Source organism: Pseudomonas sp. LSJ-87 (genome assembly GCF_032971465.1).
Taxonomy (GTDB): domain Bacteria; phylum Pseudomonadota; class Gammaproteobacteria; order Pseudomonadales; family Pseudomonadaceae; genus Aquipseudomonas; species Aquipseudomonas putida_Z.
Genome location: NZ_JAWJYQ010000041.1, coordinates 68,965 through 86,888, shown reverse-complemented (window position 1 = coordinate 86,888; position 17,924 = coordinate 68,965). Strand labels below are relative to the sequence as shown.

18 protein-coding genes are annotated in these 17,924 nt (G+C 63.0%); 14 read left to right on the top strand and 4 right to left on the bottom strand.

Annotated features, from left to right (window positions below; all coding sequences use genetic code 11):
- Positions 1-7: 7 nt before the first annotated feature.
- The 14 genes from eutC to RYH74_RS21295 all read left to right on the top strand — a co-directional run bounded on the left by eutC (position 8) and on the right by RYH74_RS21295 (position 13,466).
- Positions 8-826 carry an ethanolamine ammonia-lyase subunit EutC gene (gene eutC / locus RYH74_RS21360; protein WP_025337548.1) on the top strand — a complete coding sequence of 273 codons (819 nt, stop codon included), beginning with the start codon at positions 8-10 and terminating at the stop codon, positions 824-826.
- A gap of 108 nt (positions 827-934) precedes the next feature.
- Positions 935-1,393, top strand: a complete 459-nt coding sequence (locus RYH74_RS21355; RefSeq protein WP_003257044.1) for a GNAT family N-acetyltransferase — start codon at positions 935-937, stop codon at positions 1,391-1,393.
- Positions 1,394-1,643: 250 nt separating this feature from the next.
- Positions 1,644-2,291, top strand: coding sequence for a DedA family protein (locus RYH74_RS21350; protein ID WP_025337547.1), 648 nt, complete (start codon positions 1,644-1,646; stop codon positions 2,289-2,291).
- Positions 2,292-2,300: 9 nt separating this feature from the next.
- Positions 2,301-3,116 (top strand): zinc-dependent peptidase, encoded by an 816-nt coding sequence (locus RYH74_RS21345; RefSeq protein WP_247846846.1) that lies wholly within the window; start codon positions 2,301-2,303, stop codon positions 3,114-3,116.
- 93 nt (positions 3,117-3,209) lie between these two features.
- Positions 3,210-3,737, top strand: a complete 528-nt coding sequence (gene ppa, locus RYH74_RS21340) for an inorganic diphosphatase (RefSeq protein WP_003255365.1) — start codon at positions 3,210-3,212, stop codon at positions 3,735-3,737.
- Between the two features lie 276 nt (positions 3,738-4,013).
- Positions 4,014-4,715, top strand: coding sequence for an XRE family transcriptional regulator (locus RYH74_RS21335; RefSeq protein WP_085705921.1), 702 nt, complete (start codon positions 4,014-4,016; stop codon positions 4,713-4,715).
- Positions 4,716-5,146: 431 nt separating this feature from the next.
- Positions 5,147-6,298 carry an efflux RND transporter periplasmic adaptor subunit gene (locus tag RYH74_RS21330; RefSeq protein ID WP_317410095.1) on the top strand — a complete coding sequence of 384 codons (1,152 nt, stop codon included), beginning with the start codon at positions 5,147-5,149 and terminating at the stop codon, positions 6,296-6,298.
- Positions 6,295-6,981, top strand: a complete 687-nt coding sequence (locus tag RYH74_RS21325; protein ID WP_039614639.1) for an ABC transporter ATP-binding protein — start codon at positions 6,295-6,297, stop codon at positions 6,979-6,981. The genes RYH74_RS21330 and RYH74_RS21325 overlap by 4 nt, the downstream gene beginning before the upstream one ends.
- Entirely contained in the window at positions 6,981-8,192 is a 1,212-nt protein-coding gene (locus tag RYH74_RS21320; protein WP_317410094.1) for an ABC transporter permease, read from the top strand. Before RYH74_RS21325 ends, RYH74_RS21320 begins: the two co-directional genes overlap by 1 nt.
- Positions 8,192-9,388: an ABC transporter permease gene (locus tag RYH74_RS21315; RefSeq protein WP_317410093.1), complete on the top strand. Its 1,197-nt coding sequence runs from the start codon at positions 8,192-8,194 to the stop codon at positions 9,386-9,388. The genes RYH74_RS21320 and RYH74_RS21315 overlap by 1 nt, the downstream gene beginning before the upstream one ends.
- Positions 9,389-9,755: 367 nt before the next feature.
- Entirely contained in the window at positions 9,756-11,501 is a 1,746-nt protein-coding gene (locus RYH74_RS21310; protein WP_317410092.1) for a copper resistance system multicopper oxidase, read from the top strand.
- Complete coding sequence (locus tag RYH74_RS21305; protein ID WP_317410091.1) at positions 11,498-11,842, top strand: hypothetical protein; 345 nt, start codon at positions 11,498-11,500, stop codon at positions 11,840-11,842. The genes RYH74_RS21310 and RYH74_RS21305 overlap by 4 nt, the downstream gene beginning before the upstream one ends.
- A complete protein-coding gene (locus RYH74_RS21300) occupies positions 11,832-12,779 on the top strand; it encodes a copper resistance protein B (RefSeq protein ID WP_317410090.1) in 948 nt (315 codons plus the stop codon). The genes RYH74_RS21305 and RYH74_RS21300 overlap by 11 nt, the downstream gene beginning before the upstream one ends.
- A 9-nt stretch (positions 12,780-12,788) precedes the next feature.
- Positions 12,789-13,466: a c-type cytochrome gene (locus RYH74_RS21295; RefSeq protein WP_317410089.1), complete on the top strand. Its 678-nt coding sequence runs from the start codon at positions 12,789-12,791 to the stop codon at positions 13,464-13,466.
- A 19-nt stretch (positions 13,467-13,485) separates the two neighbouring features.
- Here RYH74_RS21295 and RYH74_RS21290 read toward each other — a convergent pair whose 3' ends face one another.
- From RYH74_RS21290 to RYH74_RS21275, 4 genes are all read right to left on the bottom strand, one after another.
- On the bottom strand, positions 13,486-14,595 hold the full coding sequence (locus RYH74_RS21290; RefSeq protein WP_317410088.1) for an NAD(P)/FAD-dependent oxidoreductase: 1,110 nt from the start codon (positions 14,593-14,595) through the stop codon (positions 13,486-13,488).
- 155 nt (positions 14,596-14,750) lie between these two features.
- On the bottom strand, positions 14,751-15,014 hold the full coding sequence (locus RYH74_RS21285) for a DUF3077 domain-containing protein (protein WP_085693275.1): 264 nt from the start codon (positions 15,012-15,014) through the stop codon (positions 14,751-14,753).
- A 156-nt stretch (positions 15,015-15,170) separates the two neighbouring features.
- A complete protein-coding gene (locus tag RYH74_RS21280) occupies positions 15,171-15,413 on the bottom strand; it encodes a hypothetical protein (protein ID WP_085693277.1) in 243 nt (80 codons plus the stop codon).
- Positions 15,414-15,740: 327 nt separating this feature from the next.
- Entirely contained in the window at positions 15,741-17,918 is a 2,178-nt protein-coding gene (locus tag RYH74_RS21275) for a TonB-dependent siderophore receptor (RefSeq protein ID WP_317410087.1), read from the bottom strand.
- Positions 17,919-17,924 lie beyond the last annotated feature (6 nt).

The window sequence follows — 17,924 nt, the reverse complement described above, 5'->3', positions numbered from 1 at the left end:
GATGACCATGGACCACCGCACGCCTACCCCCGACAACCCTTGGCTGGCCCTGCGCAACCTGACCCCGGCGCGCATAGCCCTGGGCCGCACCGGCACCAGCCTGCCGACCGGTGCGCAGCTGGACTTCCAGTTTGCCCACGCCCAGGCCCGCGACGCCGTGCACCTGGCCTTCGACCATGCCGGCCTGGCTACCCAGCTGAGTGACCGCGGGCGCGAAAGCCTGGTGCTGCACAGCGCCGCCAGCGACCGCAACCAGTACCTGCAACGCCCGGACCTGGGGCGACGGCTGAACGAAGATTCGGTTGCCGCGCTGCGCCAGCACGCCCAGGCCAACCCCGGCGGGGTCGACCTGGCCATCGTCGTCGCTGACGGCCTGTCGGCACTGGCCGTGCACCGCCACACCCTGCCATTCCTGGCGCGTTTCGAGGAACAGGCCGCCGCCGATGGCTGGACCAGCGCCCCGGTGGTGCTGGTGCAGCAGGGCCGCGTGGCAGTGGCCGACGAGGTTGGTGAGCTGCTGGGCGCCCGGATGACGGTGATGCTGATCGGCGAACGCCCGGGGCTCAGCTCGCCCGACAGCCTTGGCTTGTACTTCACCTATGCACCGAAGGTCGGCCTGACCGATGCCTACCGCAACTGCATTTCCAACATCCGCCTGGAGGGCCTGAGTTATGGCATGGCGGCGCACCGCTTGCTGTACTTGATGCGCGAAGCCTGCCGGCGCCAGCTTTCCGGGGTGAATCTGAAGGACGAAGCCGAGGTCCATAGCCTGGAGAGTGAACACAGCACCGGCCAGAAAGGTAACTTCCTGCTCGGCAAAGGGTAAAAAACATGTCACGGAAGGCGGATTGCACTTGCACCGCGCATTGGGCAGCATGCCCTTGAAGGCTGATGGCAATCCGCTGTTTCCCCTAATGGACTCTGAGGGCCGCACATGCGCATCATCAAGGCAACCCTGGAACACCTCGACCTGCTCACGCCGATGTTCGTCAAATACCGTGAGTTCTATGGGCAGCTACCCTACCCCGACAGTTCGCGCAGCTTCCTGGAAAAGCGCCTGAAGCGGGATGAGTCGGTGATCTACCTGGCGCTACCCGATGATGACGACGGCAAACTGCTGGGATTCTGCCAGCTGTACCCAAGCTACTCATCGCTGTCATTGAAGCGGGTATGGATTCTCAACGATATCTATGTGGCCGAGGACTCGCGGCGCATGCTGGTGGCCGACCACCTGATGCGCGAGGCGAAGAAAATGGCCAAGGAAACCAACGCCGTGCGCATGCGGGTGTCGACCAGTGCGGACAATGAGGTAGCGCACAAGACTTACGAATCCATCGGGTTTCGTGAGGATAACGAGTTCAAGAGCTATATCCTGCCGATCAGCCAGGATTGACTGTGCTGGCCTCTTCGCGGGTAAACCCGCTCCCACAGGCATAGCGGCGCATCTGAAGTCGGTGCTGTACCTGTGGGAGCGGGTTTACCCGCGAAGAGGCCGGTACAGGAATACCCCCCTGTCGTAACCCCCCGCTACAAACTCCCCGGGCATGTTCCTGACTTAGCCGTATAATGGCCCACCTGTCATGTGTGAAAATTTACCCATCCCCAGGTAACCGAGCCTACGCCCAAGAACACAGGTGCTGTACATGGATTTCAACCCGCTGGACCTTATCCTGCATCTCGATGCCTACCTCGATCTGCTGGTCACCAATTACGGTCCCTGGATCTACGCCATCCTCTTCACCGTGATCTTCTGTGAAACCGGGCTGGTGGTCATGCCCTTCCTGCCCGGCGATTCGCTGCTGTTCATTGCCGGCGCCGTGGCCGCCGGTGGCGGCATGGACCCGTTGCTGCTGGCCGGCCTGCTGATGGCCGCCGCAATCCTCGGCGACAGCACCAACTACGTGATCGGCCGCACGGCCGGCGAGCGGTTGTTCAACAACCCCAACTCGAAGATCTTCCGGCGCGACTACCTGCAGCGTACCCACGACTTCTATGAACGCCACGGCGGCAAGACCGTGACCATGGCGCGCTTCCTGCCCATCCTGCGCACCTTTGCACCGTTCGTCGCCGGCATCGCCCACATGCACTACCCGCGCTTCCTCGGTTTCAGCGTCGCCGGTTCGCTGCTGTGGGTCGGCGGCCTGGTGACCCTGGGCTACTTCTTCGGCAACGTGCCATTCATCAAGCAGCACCTGTCGCTGATGGTGGTGGGCATCATCATCCTGTCGCTGGTGCCGATGATCCTCGGCCTGCTGCGTGGCCGCCTGGGCCGCACGGCCAAGGCCCACTGAAACCTGCAGATGTGGTCGTTCAGCGCCTGGCGGCGCAAGCGCACCCTGGCGCGCTACCCCATCACCCCCCAGCAATGGCAGGCCGTGCGCGAGCGCCTGCCGATGCTGGATGGCATCACGGACGAAGAAGATCGCTGGCTGCGTGAAGCCTGCATCCTGTTCCTGCTCGACAAGCACCTCACCTGCCTGCCCGGCGTCGAGCCGGATGACGAGCAGCGCCTGTTGCTGGCGGCCCAGGCACAGTTGCCGCTGCTGCACCTGGGCGAGCTGAACTGGTACCAGGGTTTCCACGAAATCATCCTCTACCCCGACGACTTCAAGAGCCCCCAGCGCCACCGCGATGCCAGTGGCGTGGAGCACGTGTGGGACGGCGAGCACAGCGGCGAGGCCTGGCAGCAGGGCCCGATCATCCTCGCCTGGAACGGCGTGCTGGCCAGTGGTGGCTGGGAGGCCTACAACCTGGTCATCCATGAACTGGCGCACAAGCTCGACATGCTCAATGGCGATGCCAACGGCCTGCCGCCGCTGCACAGCGGCATGCCCGTGGATGAATGGGCAACCGCCATGCAACAGGCCTATGACGACCTCAACCGCCAGCTGGACGCCAACCCCGAGGCCGAAACCGCCATCGACCCGTATGCCGCAGAGAACCCCGCGGAGTTCTTTGCCGTCACCAGCGAGTACTTCTTTAGTGCCCCCGACCTGCTGCAACAGGCTTATCCACAGGTCTACCGCCAGTTGTCGCTGTTCTACCGCCAGGACCCACTGGCGCGCCTGTGCCGGCTGCAGGCCGAACACCCGGAATACCGCGAAAGCCACGCCTGACGGGGCCGCACATCAGGCCAGGCGTGGCATGCCCATGCAGAATGTGCCTATAATCGCCGCCACTTTTTTGGTCAAACACGGGGGCACTGCCCAATGAGCTACAGCAAGATTCCGGCGGGCAAAGACCTGCCGAACGACATCTACGTCGCCATCGAGATCCCGGCCAACCACGCGCCGATCAAATACGAGATCGACAAGGACAGCGATACCCTGTTCGTCGACCGTTTCATGGCTACCCCGATGTTCTACCCAGCCAACTACGGCTTCATCCCGAACACCCTGGCCGATGACGGTGATCCGCTGGACGTGCTGGTCGTTACCCCTTACCCGGTAGCCCCAGGTTCGGTTATCCGCGCCCGTCCGGTCGGCGTGCTGAACATGACCGACGACGGCGGCGGCGACGCCAAGGTCATCGCTGTTCCTCACGACAAGCTGTCGCAGCTGTACGTCGATGTGAAGGAATACACCGACCTGCCAGCCCTGCTGATCCAGCAGATCGAGCACTTCTTTGCCAACTACAAAGATCTCGAGAAGGGCAAGTGGGTCAAGATCGAAGGCTGGGAAGGCGCTGACGCCGCCCGTGCCGCGATCACCAAATCGGTTGCTGCCTACAAGGGCTGATGCCGGTTGCATGAAAAACCCCGCCTCGGCGGGGTTTTTTTATGCCTGATGGATGGCTGGTCGCCCTGGCACTGGATGACCTGCCTGCGCAGAAGCAACTGCCTTGCTCAAATTCTAATTGCTGGCCCGCTCCCACAGGAACCGTGCACTTGCTTGGGAGAGTAAAAAATCCTACGCAGTCCTACTCCAACGCCCTACAAACAGGCGCTTTTCACACAAGCCCCATCAACATCTGGTTCATATCCTTGCCGGCACCCCGCCGCTACACTCGCCGCCATGAACACATCCGGCGACCGACTCAAAGCCCTCCTCCACGAATGTGGCCTGACCTCTTCCGATTTCGCCGCCCAGCGCAGCGTCACCCCCCAGCACGTCAACAACTGGCTCAAGCGCGGCGTGCCTTTGGCCCGGCTGGACGAAATGGCCGACCTGTTCTGCGTGCATCGTCGCTGGTTGCGCACGGGCGAAGGCCCCAAACACCACAACCCGATCCTGCGCAGCTGCCCGCCAGGGCCGGCGCCCGCCAACCCGCGCACGCCGCTGTCGGCGCAAGGCGGCCGGGCACTGAAGGTGCCCTTTTACGAACTGCACAACGGCCTGCTGTCGCCCGTGGCGGGCAAGCACATGTGCCTGCCCGCAAAAGCCCTGAAAGGGTTGGGAGTGCATGCCGACAACGCCATCTGCCTGGCGATGCCCGCCAGCAACATGACACCGCTGATTCCGCTGCAGGCCACCCTGGCCATCGACCTGGGCATGACCCAGGTGTTCGAGGGCGAAACCTATGCCCTGCTGCACAACGGCGTGCTCAGGGTGAACAACCTCAGCCTCGGCCAGCACGGCACGCTGTACCTGCACAGCCATGATCGGCGCAACTATGCGGTCGAACGCTACACCACCGCCCAGCGCCAGACACAAGGGCTGGAGATTCTGGGCTGGGTGTTCCACTGGTCGCATTTCCGCCAGCAACGGCCCGACTGAAACAACCTGTGCCATTTTTTGCTGGGCATCCTGCGCGCGCCCTTGTATGCTACGCCGCACATTCAGCCCCGACCGGCGCGAGCCGCGGTCCAGAGGGCTCGGCGATATCCCACACGGGCATCTGCCATCTCTTTCAGGCCCTTGATGGCCACACAGTTAAGGCGATTGCGGCTTACCATAAATTAGTCGGAAGCGTCCCCGAGAAGCCGGCCACAAGCCGGCTTTTTAATGCCCCCATTCTCATCCTCTGAAACCTTCTGCAGCCTTTCCATCGCCGGGGAATCGCCGCTGCGTTAGCGAAAAAAATCTCATTCGCCATTTATCTGACACTATACTAACGCTCATCCGAAAATCGTCGGATAAATGACGTTTCGCGTGGAGCTTTCACCCTCCTGATCTAGGCTCAAGCCATATGGGAGGAGGTGTAGTCCATGCGCAAATTATTGATTGGCTCGTCGATCCTGGCTTGTCTCGTGGTGTTGGGCGGCTGGTTGAGTCGACCGCAGCCGTTGCCGGTCAGGCTGCTGGAAGTTGAGCGGGGGCCGGTGGAGATGGTGGTGGCCAACACGCGCGCGGGTACGCTGAAGTCCTGTCGACGCTCGCACCTGTCCTTCAATGTCGGCGGCCAGGTTGCCGAGTTGCTGGTCAGCGAGGGCCAGCGGGTCCAGCCGGGTCAGGTGCTCATGCGCCTGCGGCAGGACGAGCAACAGGCCAGGCTACAGGAAGCCGAGGCGCGGCTGGAGGCCCAGCGCAACACCCGCGAACAGCGCTGCCAGCAAGCTCTGCTGGACCGGCGCGACCTTGATCGCCTCGGCCAGTTGGCCGACCGCAAGTTGATTGCCGCCGACCGCCTCGATCAGGCGGCGACCAAGGCCAACCTGGCGAAACTGATGTGCAGTGCCAGTGCCGTGCTGATCCGCGAGGCCGACGCCAGCCTGCAGTTGCAGCGTTCACTGCTGGAACAGACAACCCTGCGTGCACCATTCGCCGGCATCGTCGCAGAAATCAACGGCGAACTCGGCGAGTTCGTCACCCCTTCGCCGCCAGGTATTCCTACACCGCCGGCAGTCGACCTGATCGACGACAGCTGCCTGTTTGTAGAGGCACCGATCGATGAGGTGGACGCTGCCCGGGTTCACCCCGGAACCGCCGTACGGATCAGCCTGGATGCCTTCCGTGGTCAGCATTTCACCGGCCGCGTCAGCCGCATCGCGCCTTATGTGCGCGAACTGGAGAAGCAGGCGCGCACCGTCGATGTCGAGGTGCGCTTCGACCAGCCGCCGGCAGACCTGGCCCTGCTCACCGGCTATAGCGCCGATGTCGAGATCCTCCTGGAGCAGCACGCGGGTGCCTTGCGCATCCCCACCGAGACCCTGCTGGAGGGGCAGCGTGTGCTGCGATATGACCCGAGCGCCCGGGTGTTGCGCGAGGTGCAGGTGCAAACCGGGCTGAGCAACTGGCGCTGGACCGAGGTGCTTGCAGGGCTGGACGAGGACGCACGCATAGTTGCCAGCCACGAGCAGGAAGGGCTCAAGGATACGGTGGCGGTGATCCCGGTGGATGCCGCGGAGACCAAGAAATGATCCGCCTGCGCGGCGGCAGCCGCAGCTTCCAGTTGGGCGAACAGCAGGTGATGGGCCTGGATGGCCTGGACCTGGACATCGCCGCCGGTGACTACATGGCGGTGATGGGCCCGTCGGGCTCGGGCAAGTCGACCTTGCTGAACATCCTCGGCCTGCTCGATGCGCCGAGCGCCGGCGAATACTGGCTGCAGGGCGAGGCCACGGCGGCGCTGAGCGAGGCGCGCCGCGCCCAGTTGCGCAGCCGACTGATAGGTTTCGTGTTCCAGTCCTACCACCTGATCGCACGGCTGACGGTGCTGGAAAACATCGAGCTGCCGATGGTCCTCGCCGGCATTGGTGCGGCACAAAGGCGCAAGCGCAGCAGCCAATTGGTGGCACGCCTGGGGCTGGGCGAGCGCATTGCCCACCGCCCGGCCGAGCTGTCCGGTGGCCAGCGCCAGCGCGTGGCGATCGCCCGGGCGATGGTCATGCAACCGGCGCTGCTGTTGGCCGACGAACCCACTGGCAATCTCGATAGCCAGGCCGGCGCAGAGGTCTTCAGCCTGCTGGAGGAGCTCAACGGCGAGGGGCTGACCCTGATAGTGGTAACCCACGATGCCAACCTGGGCGCCCGTGCACAGCGCCAGCTGCACATGCGTGACGGGCGGATCCACAGTATTGCGCCGCAGTGGGCGCTGGCCTGATGCGCGCTGCCGATGCCCTGGGCTTCTGGCTAGGTGCCTTGCGTGGGCATCGCTCACGCAGCCTGATGCTACTGCTGGCCATCGCTATCGGGGTGGTCGCGGTCAACCTGCTCACCGGTCTTGGCGCGGGCGCGCGGGCCTTCGTCCTGAACGAGTTCTCGCTGCTCGGGCGCGACATCCTCATCGTTTTCCCGGGGCGCAAGGAAACCACCGGGCGAATGCCGCCGCTCACCGGGCTGACGCCACACGAGTTGACCTTGCAGGATGTCCAGGCCATCACCCGGTTGCCGGGCATCCGCCGGGTCGCGCCGCAGCAGGCCGGGCAGATGGAGGTGATAGTCGGCAACCGCAATCGTGAGGTGCTGACGCTGGGCACCACCCGGGACTTCTTCGCCATTCGCCAACTGACGGTCGTCCAGGGCCAACCCCTGCCGACGCTGGACCCTGAACAGGCCGAGGCCGTCTGCGTGATCGGCGGCAAACTCCGGCGCGAGCTGTTCGGGGCTCGCCCGGCCTTGGGTGAATGGTTGCGCGCTGGCGACCGGCGCTTCCGGGTGGTCGGCATCCTCGGTGAGCGGGGCGAATCGCTGGGGATGGATTTCGCCGAGATGTTGATCATCCCGGTGGCCAGCGCCCAGGCCTTGTTCAATAGCGAGGGCTTGTCGCGGGTGTTTGTCGAGGTGCATGGTCCGAGCTTTCTCGACCGTAGCAAGCAGCTGATACTCGCCGCGCTCAAGGAGCGCCACGAGGATGAGGAGGACGTCACCCTGGTCAGCCAGGACAGCCTGCTCAGCGCCTTCGACCAGATACTCGCGGTGCTGACCCTGGCGGTGGCTGGCATTGCCGCGATCAGCCTGCTGGTGGCAGGCATCCTGATCATGAACGTGACCTGGATTGCAGTAAGCCAGCGCAGCGCCGAGATCGGCCTGCTCAAAGCCATAGGCGTGACGGCGGCGCAGCTGCGCCTGCTGTTCCTCGGCGAGGCGGCGCTGTTGGCCCTGACAGGGGCACTGGCAGGGCTGCTGCTGGCCGAAACCTTGCTCTGTCTGGGGCGCCTGGCATTCGATCTGCCGCTCTATGCCCCCTGGTGGGCGCGGGCTGGCGCAGTGCTGCTGGCACTCGGTACGGCGCTGTTGTTCGCCTGGCTGCCGGCCGCTCGGGCCTCGGCGCTGGAGCCGGTGGCGGCGCTACGCCCGCCGGGGGCGCACTGATGCGCTGGCAAGATGGTTTCCGGCTGACCAGCTCGGCGCTGACCTGCCGCCCGCTGCGCAGCCTGCTGACCCTGCTCGGGGTAGCGATCGGCATAGCCGCCGTGGCGCTGCTCACGGCCATAGGCGAAGGCGTGCGCGGCTATGTGCTGGAGAACTTCTCGCAGTTTGGTACGCGGATCATCACCGTGCGCCCAGGCAAGACCCAGACCAGCGGCCTCGGCGGCCTGCTTGGCAGCGTGCGGCCACTGACCATCAGTGACACCGACGCCCTGCGGCGCTTGCCGCATGTCGAGGCGGCGGTGCCGATCATTCAGGGCAGCGGGAATATCCAGTTCGGTCAACTGAGCCGGCGCAGCGACATTCTCGGTGGCGGCCATCAGATGGCGCAGGCCTGGCGCATGCAACTGAGCCTGGGCGAGTTCCTGCCCCCGGCCCGTGACGGCCGTTCGCCGCCCTATGTGGTGCTCGGCCATCAGCTGCGTACCGAGCTGTTCGGGGCGCGCAACCCGCTGGGTGAGCTGGTCCGCGTCGGCGGCGTGCGTTTCCGGGTGATCGGCGTGATGGCGGAGAAAGGCCAGTTGCTCGGTTTCAACCTCGACGATATCGCCTACATCCCGGTGGACTGGGCGGAAAGCCTGTTCAACCGCACCGGGGTGGTCAAAGCCCATGTGGTGTTCGGCGCCGCTACCACTTCACGGGCATTGAGCCGGCAGATTCGCGAGGTGCTCGGCGAACGACACGGTGCGGAGGATTTCAGCCTGACCACCCAGGACGACATGCTGCGCAGCTTCAACCGCGTTCTCGGCACCCTGAGCCTGGCCATTGGTGCCTTGGGGGGCATTTCGCTGCTGGTCGGCGCCGTCGGCATTCTCACCATCATGACGACCACTGTGGGCGAGCGCACGGCAGAAATCGGCCTGTTGCGGGCGATTGGCGCCAGTCCGCGGCAGGTACTTGGGTTGTTTCTCGCTGAAGCGACGCTGCTGTCCCTGGCCGGTGGCCTGCTTGGCCTGCTGTTGATGGGCATGCTGCTGGGGCTACTGCACCTGGCCATGCCGAGCCTGCCCTTGGCGCTGCAACCGCTGTTTCTGCTGCTGGCGCTGCTGCTGGCGGCGGTGCTCGGCATTCTTGCCGGCCTGGCCCCGGCCGTGCGGGCGGCCCGCTTGCATCCGGTGGCGGCGCTGCGCATCGAGTAGCGGCCAGGCCAAAGAGCCCCTTGATGGGGCTGCTTTGCAGCCCTTCGCGGGCACGCCCGCTCCCACAGAATACATAACCCAAAAATTTCGCAGGGCCTTGTGGGAGCGGGTTTACCCGCGAACACCGGCAAAGCCGGTGCCATACACCGCGTCACATTGTTCGCGGGTGAACCCGCTCCCACAGGGTGCGCGGCGCGCTTACTGAATTTGACCCACCACAAGCTTACAGAAAAGTAATCTGAAGCTCAGCCAGCTGACAGCGCAGGTCCGCTAGCGTTAGGGAAGATTGTGGGGCTTCTCGCCCCACGGGCTGGGGCGTTCAACCGCCTGAATACCAGCAACTTTTCGACTGACTGGACGCAACGGCATGCAAAGCAAAACCACCAGACGCTCCTTCGTCAAAGGCCTGGCCGCTACCGGACTGCTTGGCGGGCTGGGCATGTGGCGCGCGCCGGTCTGGGCCGTGACCAGCCCCGGCCAACCGAATGTGCTGAGCGGCACCGACTTCGACCTCTACATCGGTGAGCTGCCGGTCAACATTACCGGCACTGCACGTACAGCGATGGCAATCAACGGCTCCATTCCCGGGCCCATCCTGCGCTGGCGCGAAGGCGATACCGTCACGCTGCGTGTGCGCAACCGCTTGCAGCAGGACACCTCCATCCACTGGCACGGCATCATCCTGCCGGCGAACATGGACGGCGTGCCGGGCCTGAGCTTCCATGGCATCGCCCCAGACGGCATGTATGAGTACAAGTTCAAGGTCCAGCAGAACGGCACCTACTGGTACCACAGCCACTCCGGTTTCCAGGAGCAGGTCGGGGTGTATGGTGCCCTGGTCATCGACGCGAAAGAGCCTGAGCCGTTCACCTATGACCGGGACTATGTGGTCATGCTCAGCGACTGGACGGATGAAGACCCTGCACGGGTGCTGTCCAAGCTCAAGAAGCAGTCTGACTACTACAACTACCACAAGCGCACGGTGGGTGATTTCGTCAACGATGTGAGCGAAATGGGCTGGTCCGCCGCGGTAGCCGACCGCAAGATGTGGGCCGAGATGAAAATGAGCCCCACCGATCTCGCTGACGTGAGCGGTTACACCTACACCTACCTGATGAACGGCCAGGCCCCGGACGGTAACTGGACGGGCGTGTTCAAGCCGGGCGAGAAAATCCGCCTGCGCTTCATCAATGGCTCGGCCATGACGTATTTCGATGTGCGAATTCCCGGCCTGAAGATGACGGTTGTCGCGGCGGATGGGCAGCATGTCAAACCCGTTGCGGTCGACGAGTTCCGCATCGCCGTTGCCGAAACCTACGATGTCATCGTCGAGCCCGAAAGCGAGCAGGCTTACACCATCTTCGCTCAATCCATGGACCGTACCGGGTATTCCAGGGGCACCCTGGCTGTTCGCGAAGGCTTGCAAGCCCCTGTTCCAGCTGTCGATCCACGGCCGATCATTTCCATGAGCGATATGGGCATGGACCATGGCGACATGGCAGGCATGGATCACGGCAGCATGGCAGGCATGGACCATGGCGACATGGCCGGCATGGACCATGGCGACATGGCTGGTACCAGCGCGCCCATGCAGAGCCACCCAGACTCCGAGACCAACAACCCCCTGGTCGACATGCAGACCATGACCCCGACACCAAAACTGGGCGATCCAGGCATCGGCCTGCGTGACAACGGCCGCCGTGTGCTGACCTATGCGGACCTGCGCAGCACCTTCCCGGACCCGGACGGCCGCGCGCCGGGTCGCACAATCGAGCTGCACCTCACCGGCCACATGGAGAAGTTCGCCTGGTCCTTCGACGGCATCAAGTTTTCCGATGCCGAGCCACTGCGCCTCAAGTATGGCGAGCGCCTGCGCATCACCCTGGTCAACGACACCATGATGACCCACCCCATCCACCTGCATGGCATGTGGAGCGACCTGGAGGATGAGAACGGCAACTTCATGGTGCGCAAACACACGATCGACATGCCGCCTGGCTCAAAACGAAGCTACCGCGTCACTGCAGATGCTTTAGGACGTTGGGCCTATCACTGTCACCTGCTGTTCCACATGGAAATGGGCATGTTCCGCGAAGTCCGTGTGGACGAATGAACTGGAGATCCGAGATGAGCAAACCAATGAAACGAAGCGCGTTTTTCCTTTCTGCCGTGATGGCCGGCCTGTTTGCCGTATATGCCCCGCCGTCGTGGTCTGGCGACAACCAGCAGCCTGCCGATGGCGCAAAAGCCAAGGGTGCTCAAGGCATGGACCATGGTTCGATGAAGGGCATGGATCATGGCGCCATGAAGGGCATGGACCACGGTTCGATGAAGGGCATGGACCACGACGCCATGAAAGGAATGGACCATGGCTCGATGCAAGGCATGGACCACGGCAAGATGATGGAATCCCATGGCAGCGACAAAGCCAAGGCAGGGAAAGATGCTCAATAGCCTGGCACGACCATCGCTGCTGGCATTGACCGTTTCGCTCGGCGTGCTGGGCGCTGCGCCCAGCTTCGCCGCTGAAGAAATGGACCATTCGATGATGGACCACGGCAAGATGGATCATGGCAGCATGCCGGGCATGGATCATGGGTCCATGGATCATGGAGCCATGAACCATGAAGCGATGGACCATTCGAAAATGAACCACGGCTCGACGGATACGCCGACGACCAGCCGTACCCCGATCCCGGTCCTGACCGACGCCGACCGCCAGGCAGCCTTCCCCCCATTGGGCGGGCATCAGATGCACGACAGTGCTATCAACAGTTTCTTCCTGCTGGACCAGCTCGAGTACCAGGACGCCGATGAAGGCAGCACGCTGGCCTGGGATGCTTCGGGCTGGGTAGGCGGCGATATCAACCGGCTGTGGATCCGCTCCGAAGGTGAACGTACCAACGGTGTCACCGAGGATGCCGAATTGCAGCTGCTGTACGGCCGCTCGATCAGCCCATGGTGGGATGTGGTTGCCGGGGTGCGACAGGACTTCAAGCCTGAATCCCCCCAGACCTGGGCGGCGTTCGGTATCCAGGGCATGGCGCTTTACGACTTCGAAGCCGAAGCCACCGCGTTCATTGGCGAGAACGGCCAGACTGCCGCGCGCCTGGAAGGCGACTACGACATTCTGCTGACCAACCGCCTGATCCTGCAGCCGACCGCTGAAGCCAATTTCTACGGCAAGAACGACCCTGTGCGCGGCGTCGGTTCCGGCCTGGCAAATACCGAAGTCGGGCTGCGCCTGCGCTATGAAATTGTCCGCCAGTTCGCCCCCTACATCGGCGTCACCTGGAACCGCTCCTACGGCAAGACCGCCGATTTCATCCGCGACGAGGGTGGTGATGTGGATGAAGCGCGTTTCGTGGCCGGTATCCGCATGTGGTTTTGAGAACCAGACATGAAAAGAACAATAACAACGCTTGTTGCAGCAGGCGCGGTGGCCAGCGCGGCCGTGCTGGGTGCTGCGTACTCCGGCTTGGTCAACGTCGGGGCCGATGATCCCCATTTCCCCGCCGTGCATGCCTTTCTGGCCATGGCACGGGACCGCTCGATCGCAGTACGGGCCAGGGACATCGAGGTGCCGGACCTGAAAGATGAAGCGCTGATTGGTACCGGCGCCGGTAACTACAATGCCATGTGCATCGGTTGTCACCTTGCCCCTGGCGTCGAGAAGACCGAGCTCAGCCAGGCTCTGTATCCATCGCCCCCCAACCTGGCCAAAAGCGGGATTGGTGGCGACCCCGCTGCGGCGTTCTGGATCATCAAGCACGGCATCAAGGCCTCCGGCATGCCGGCCTGGGGCAAGAGCATGAGCGATGAATACATCTGGGGCATCGTCGCCTTCCTGGACCAGCTACCCCAGTTGAACGCCGAACAATACAAAACGATGGTCGCGGCCAGTGGCGGCCACCAGCATGGTGGTGGCGAAAGTGAAATGCACAACCATGAAGGCCAGCACCGCGGCAACGTGCCTGGCCACCACGGTGAGCAGGCCTCGGGCGCAGGCCAGCATGATGAGGGGCATTCAAAGGCCCATACTCATCGCGATGGCAAGCAGCACATGCATAAAGACTGAAGGCAGCTTCGCACTGCCCTCAGTTGTCACGCAGGGTATGCAGCACGCGATCCGCCAATGCCAGGCAACTGGTCAACCCCGGTGACTCGATGCCAAACAGGTTCACCAGCCCCGGCACACCATGCTCGGCGGGCGTACTGATGACAAAGTCCGCCGCCGGGTCCAGCGGGCCGCTGATTTTCGGGCGGATGCCGCTGTAGGCCGGTTGCAGGCTGGCGTCGGGCAGGTCGGGCCAATAGCGCCGTACGGCGGCATAGAAGCTGTCGCCGCGCCGGGGGTCTACCGGGTAGTCGATATGTTCCACCCACTCCACATCCGGGCCGAAGCGCGCCTGGCCGCCCAGGTCGAGGGTCATGTGCACGCCCAGGCCGGCGTGTTCCGGTGCGGGGTACACCAGGTGCCGAAATGGCGCACGACCGCTCAGGCTGAAATAGCTGCCTTTGCATAGATAGGCCTGGGGCACATGGGCCGGGTCGAGGCCGGTGATGTGCCCAGCGACTTCAACTGCCGATAACCCAGCGCAGTTGACCAGCCGCTGGCAGGTCAGGCTCATCGGCTCGGCACCGCCCATGTTGAGGCTGAAACCGGCCTCGATCACCCGCGCGGCAAGCAGTGGGGTATGCAGTACCAAGGTGGCGCCCGCAGCCTCGGCGTCACCCAGCAGGGCGAGCATCAAACCGTGGGAGTCGATGATGCCGGTGGACGGCGACCACAGCGCGGCGACACATGACAGCGCCGGCTCCAACTCACGCGCCTGGTCGGCGTCGAGCCATTGCAGGTCATCGACACCATTGCGCCGGCCCTGCTCCAGCAGGCGCTGCAAGCCTTCGACCTGGGCCGCATCGGTGGCGACGATCAGTTTGCCTAGGCGCTGGTATTCAACGCCCCGACTGTCGCAATAGGCATACAGGCGTTGCTTGCCCTCGACACACAGCTGCGCCTTGAGGCTGCCATCGGGGTAATACAGGCCGGCGTGGATCACCTCGGAGTTGCGCGAGCTGACCCCGACGCCAATACCCTCGCCCGCCTCCACCACCAGCACTTCATGGCCAGCCTGGGCCAAGGCACGCGCCACCGCCAGGCCGACCACACCGGCCCCGACCACCACACACTCGATATCAACGCTCACCTGCACCTCGCTTGTCGAAAGGCTTGACTGGCCTGTATTACCCCAGGCGCCACTCTAATCAAGCGGGCGATCAGGTGTATACCGACAGGTCTGACAGGCGCTGAAATTGCCAAGGCGAACCCCTTGCGGCCTTCACACAACCTGAAGGCAAATACTCACTGCTTCATACCCAACTCAGCATCATCCATCAGCGCCTTGGCCATCGCACTCAAGTAATGCGCAGCCCAGATCATCATCGGCTTCTCATCCATCAGGCCGGTGATGGTCAGTTCGCGGACATAGCCCATCAACTCTGAGGACTGCTCGCGGGCATCGCGGCAGGGGATGCCGGGCTCGATGCGGAACAGTGGGTGGGTGCCATGTTCGCCTTGGTAGAACGTGGTCTTGCCGACAGTGAAATGGGTGTCTTCTGTGGTCATTTTTGAATCCCCTGAAAATTCTCGACTGCCTGGACGGGCCCTTTCGCGGGTGAACCCGCTCCCACAGGTACTGTGCAAGTCTTGAAGACTGTGGTGATCCTGTGGGAGCGGGTTTACCCGCGAAAGGGCCCGCCCAGACAACACATCTCTCAAGCCTCAGTGCAAAGTTCTGGCCCCAGTGGGCATCTGCACCTGAATCAATGCCGACTCCAGCAAAGCCCGCAGCGTCTCCAGTTCATGCATCGACGTCATCATCAAAACCGACGCCGGCGACTTGGGCTGCAGCAGCATGGCCTGATGCACAACGGTCGCAGCGCACAGCGCATAGTCCGTGGCCTGGATCAGGGTGTCTTCAAGGGAATGAATATCGTGGGGTGGATCGGGGACAATCTTAAGCATGGTGGGGTTCTCAGTTGATTGGCTAGAACCGCCACTCATTACTTGCAGTGTGATGGGTGGCGGCCACGTACAGGTCTGCAAGACCGGCAGAGAACGAAACCGGCAGGTTCGAAAACCTCCCGTACGCAGCCACCATCAAGCGCGCGCAATGGCATGCCATTGGCTATTGGTGATCGGTAATCGTTCTCTGAGCGGGCTTGCAGGCCCGGTCGCTGATTTGGCAACGACAGGGCCACACTAGGCCGCCAGGAACACCACCGCAATGGCTCAAGGGCGCTAGGAAGCTATTTCAGAAATGGCCTACGCGCAACGGGAAAAATCTGATTATCAGAAGTCATACCGCGCCCCAACCATCATGCTCCGCGACGGCCCGTAGAAGTTGAACGTCGAGGTCGACCCCACCCGCGACAGGTAGTCCCGGTCGAACAGGTTGTTGATGTTGAAGGTGGCCGTCAGCTTCGAGGTAACCGGATAAGACAGCATTGCATCCACCGTCGCATAGCCTGGCGCGTCGATGCGCACACCGCCGTTCTCGGAATAGAAGTTGCTCATCGCCGAAATACCGCCACCAATGGCCAGGCCGTTCAGCGGCCCTTGGCTGATGGTGTACTTGCTCCACAGCGATGCCTGGTTGCGCGGCATGATGAAGAAGGTGGTTTCGGCATCGCCCTTGAGGGTTTCGGTTTCCATCCAGGTGTAGCCGGCCAGCACTTCCCAGTTCGGCGCCAGCTTGCCGCTCACTTCCACTTCGGCGCCTTTCACACGGGTCTTGCCGGATGCAACAGAGTCAGTGGTAGCGACACCGTCGGCGTCATACACGGTGGTCGCGCGGTTCTTGTCCGTCAGGCGGAACACCGAAAAGCGAGTATTCAGGTCGCCGCCGAAGTAGCTGCTCTTGAGACCGAACTCGTACTGCTCGCCCTCACGCGGCTTGAGCACCCGGCCATTGCTGTCGGTGTCGGACTGCGGCTTGAAAACCTGCGAATAGCTGGCGTACAGCGCATGGTTCTCGGTCAGGTCGTAGACCAGGCCGCCATACGGGGTGAAGTGGCCATCCACGCGCTTGCTGTCGTTGGTGGTGGCGCCGCTGCTGAGGGTAGTGGTGTAGAAATCACCGCGGTACCAGCTGAAGCGGCCCCCGGCGATCAGCGCCAGACGCTCGACCGGGCGGAAGGTGACCTTGGAGTACAGGCCGTATTCCTCTTCCTGCATACCGGTCTCGGTGCTGTAGTTGGGCGATGGCTTGGCGAACTGCTTGGGCGAGTATGTATCGACGTTGATGGCGCCCAGGTTGGTTGTGCCGTTGAGGTACTCGGTGTCGTAGTTCTTGTAGTCGCTGCCGACCACGAATTCGCTGACCTGGCCGAAGGTTTCGAACGGCTGGCTGTAGCTGGCGTCCAGCGAGTAGGTGTCCTGGGTGAAATCGCGGGCGCTGGCGCGCTCGGAGTTCGCGCCAGTGGTGGCGTTGGTCGCGGTGAAGGCGTACAGGTAATTGGTGTCGCGATGCGAGCCACGGGCTGCGACACGGCCATAGCCGCCGTTGTCGAAGCGGTGGGTCAGCTCGGCGACCAGGTCGGTGGTCTTGCCGTCGAAGTAATTCCAGTCAGCCCCCAGGAACTTCGAATGGCTGAAGTCGGGTACTTCGCCGGACAGCGTTGCCGGATAGCCATTGTGCGGAGTGATGTTCTTCACTTCATGAATCAGGCCGAACGACAGGGTGGTGGCGTCGTCCAGGTCGACGTCCAGCGCACCGTAGTAGCTGTTGCTGGTGTTGGCGTTGTAGTCGACCTCGCCATTGTTGTCGTCACGCGAGGCGATGAAGCGCCCGCGCACGCGGCCGGCATCATCCAGCGGCCCGCTCAGGTCGATTTCTTCGTGGTTGGTGTCCCAGGTGCCATAGCTGCCTTCGACGTGCCCCTGGAACTCGGCGGTCGGGCGCTTGCGCACCATGTTGACGATGCCGCCCAGTTCGCTGGTGCTGCTGAACAGCCCGGCCGGGCCACGCATGATCTCGACACGGTCGAATGCCGCCAGCGACGGTACTGTACCGAAGATGCTGGCCATGGGCGCCGGCAGGCCGTCGATATTGAATTCGCTGTACTCGTAGCCACGGGCGTAGATCGACGAACGGCCACTGTCGTTGGTCAGGGTTCGCAGGCCGGCGGTGTACTTGGCCAGGTCATCGAGGTGCACGAACTGGCGGTCCTTGACGTAGTCCTGGGTGTAGACGGTGATCGATTGCGGGATGTCCTTGAGCGCTGCGGGGGTCTTGGTGCCCACGGTGGCGGCATCCACGCTGTAGCCGCCAGTTTCTTCCGACGGCAGCATGTCATACAGGCGGTTGCCTTCGATGGTCAATGCCGGCAGGTCAAGCGCGCTGTCCTCGGCAGACGCCTGAGTCGCTACCGTCTCGGCCAGTGCCGACAACGAAAACGGCGCCAACAGCCCCAGCACCAGCCAGCCCCGAACCCGTCGCGAGTCCCCCAAACTTTTGAAACTGCTCATGACACA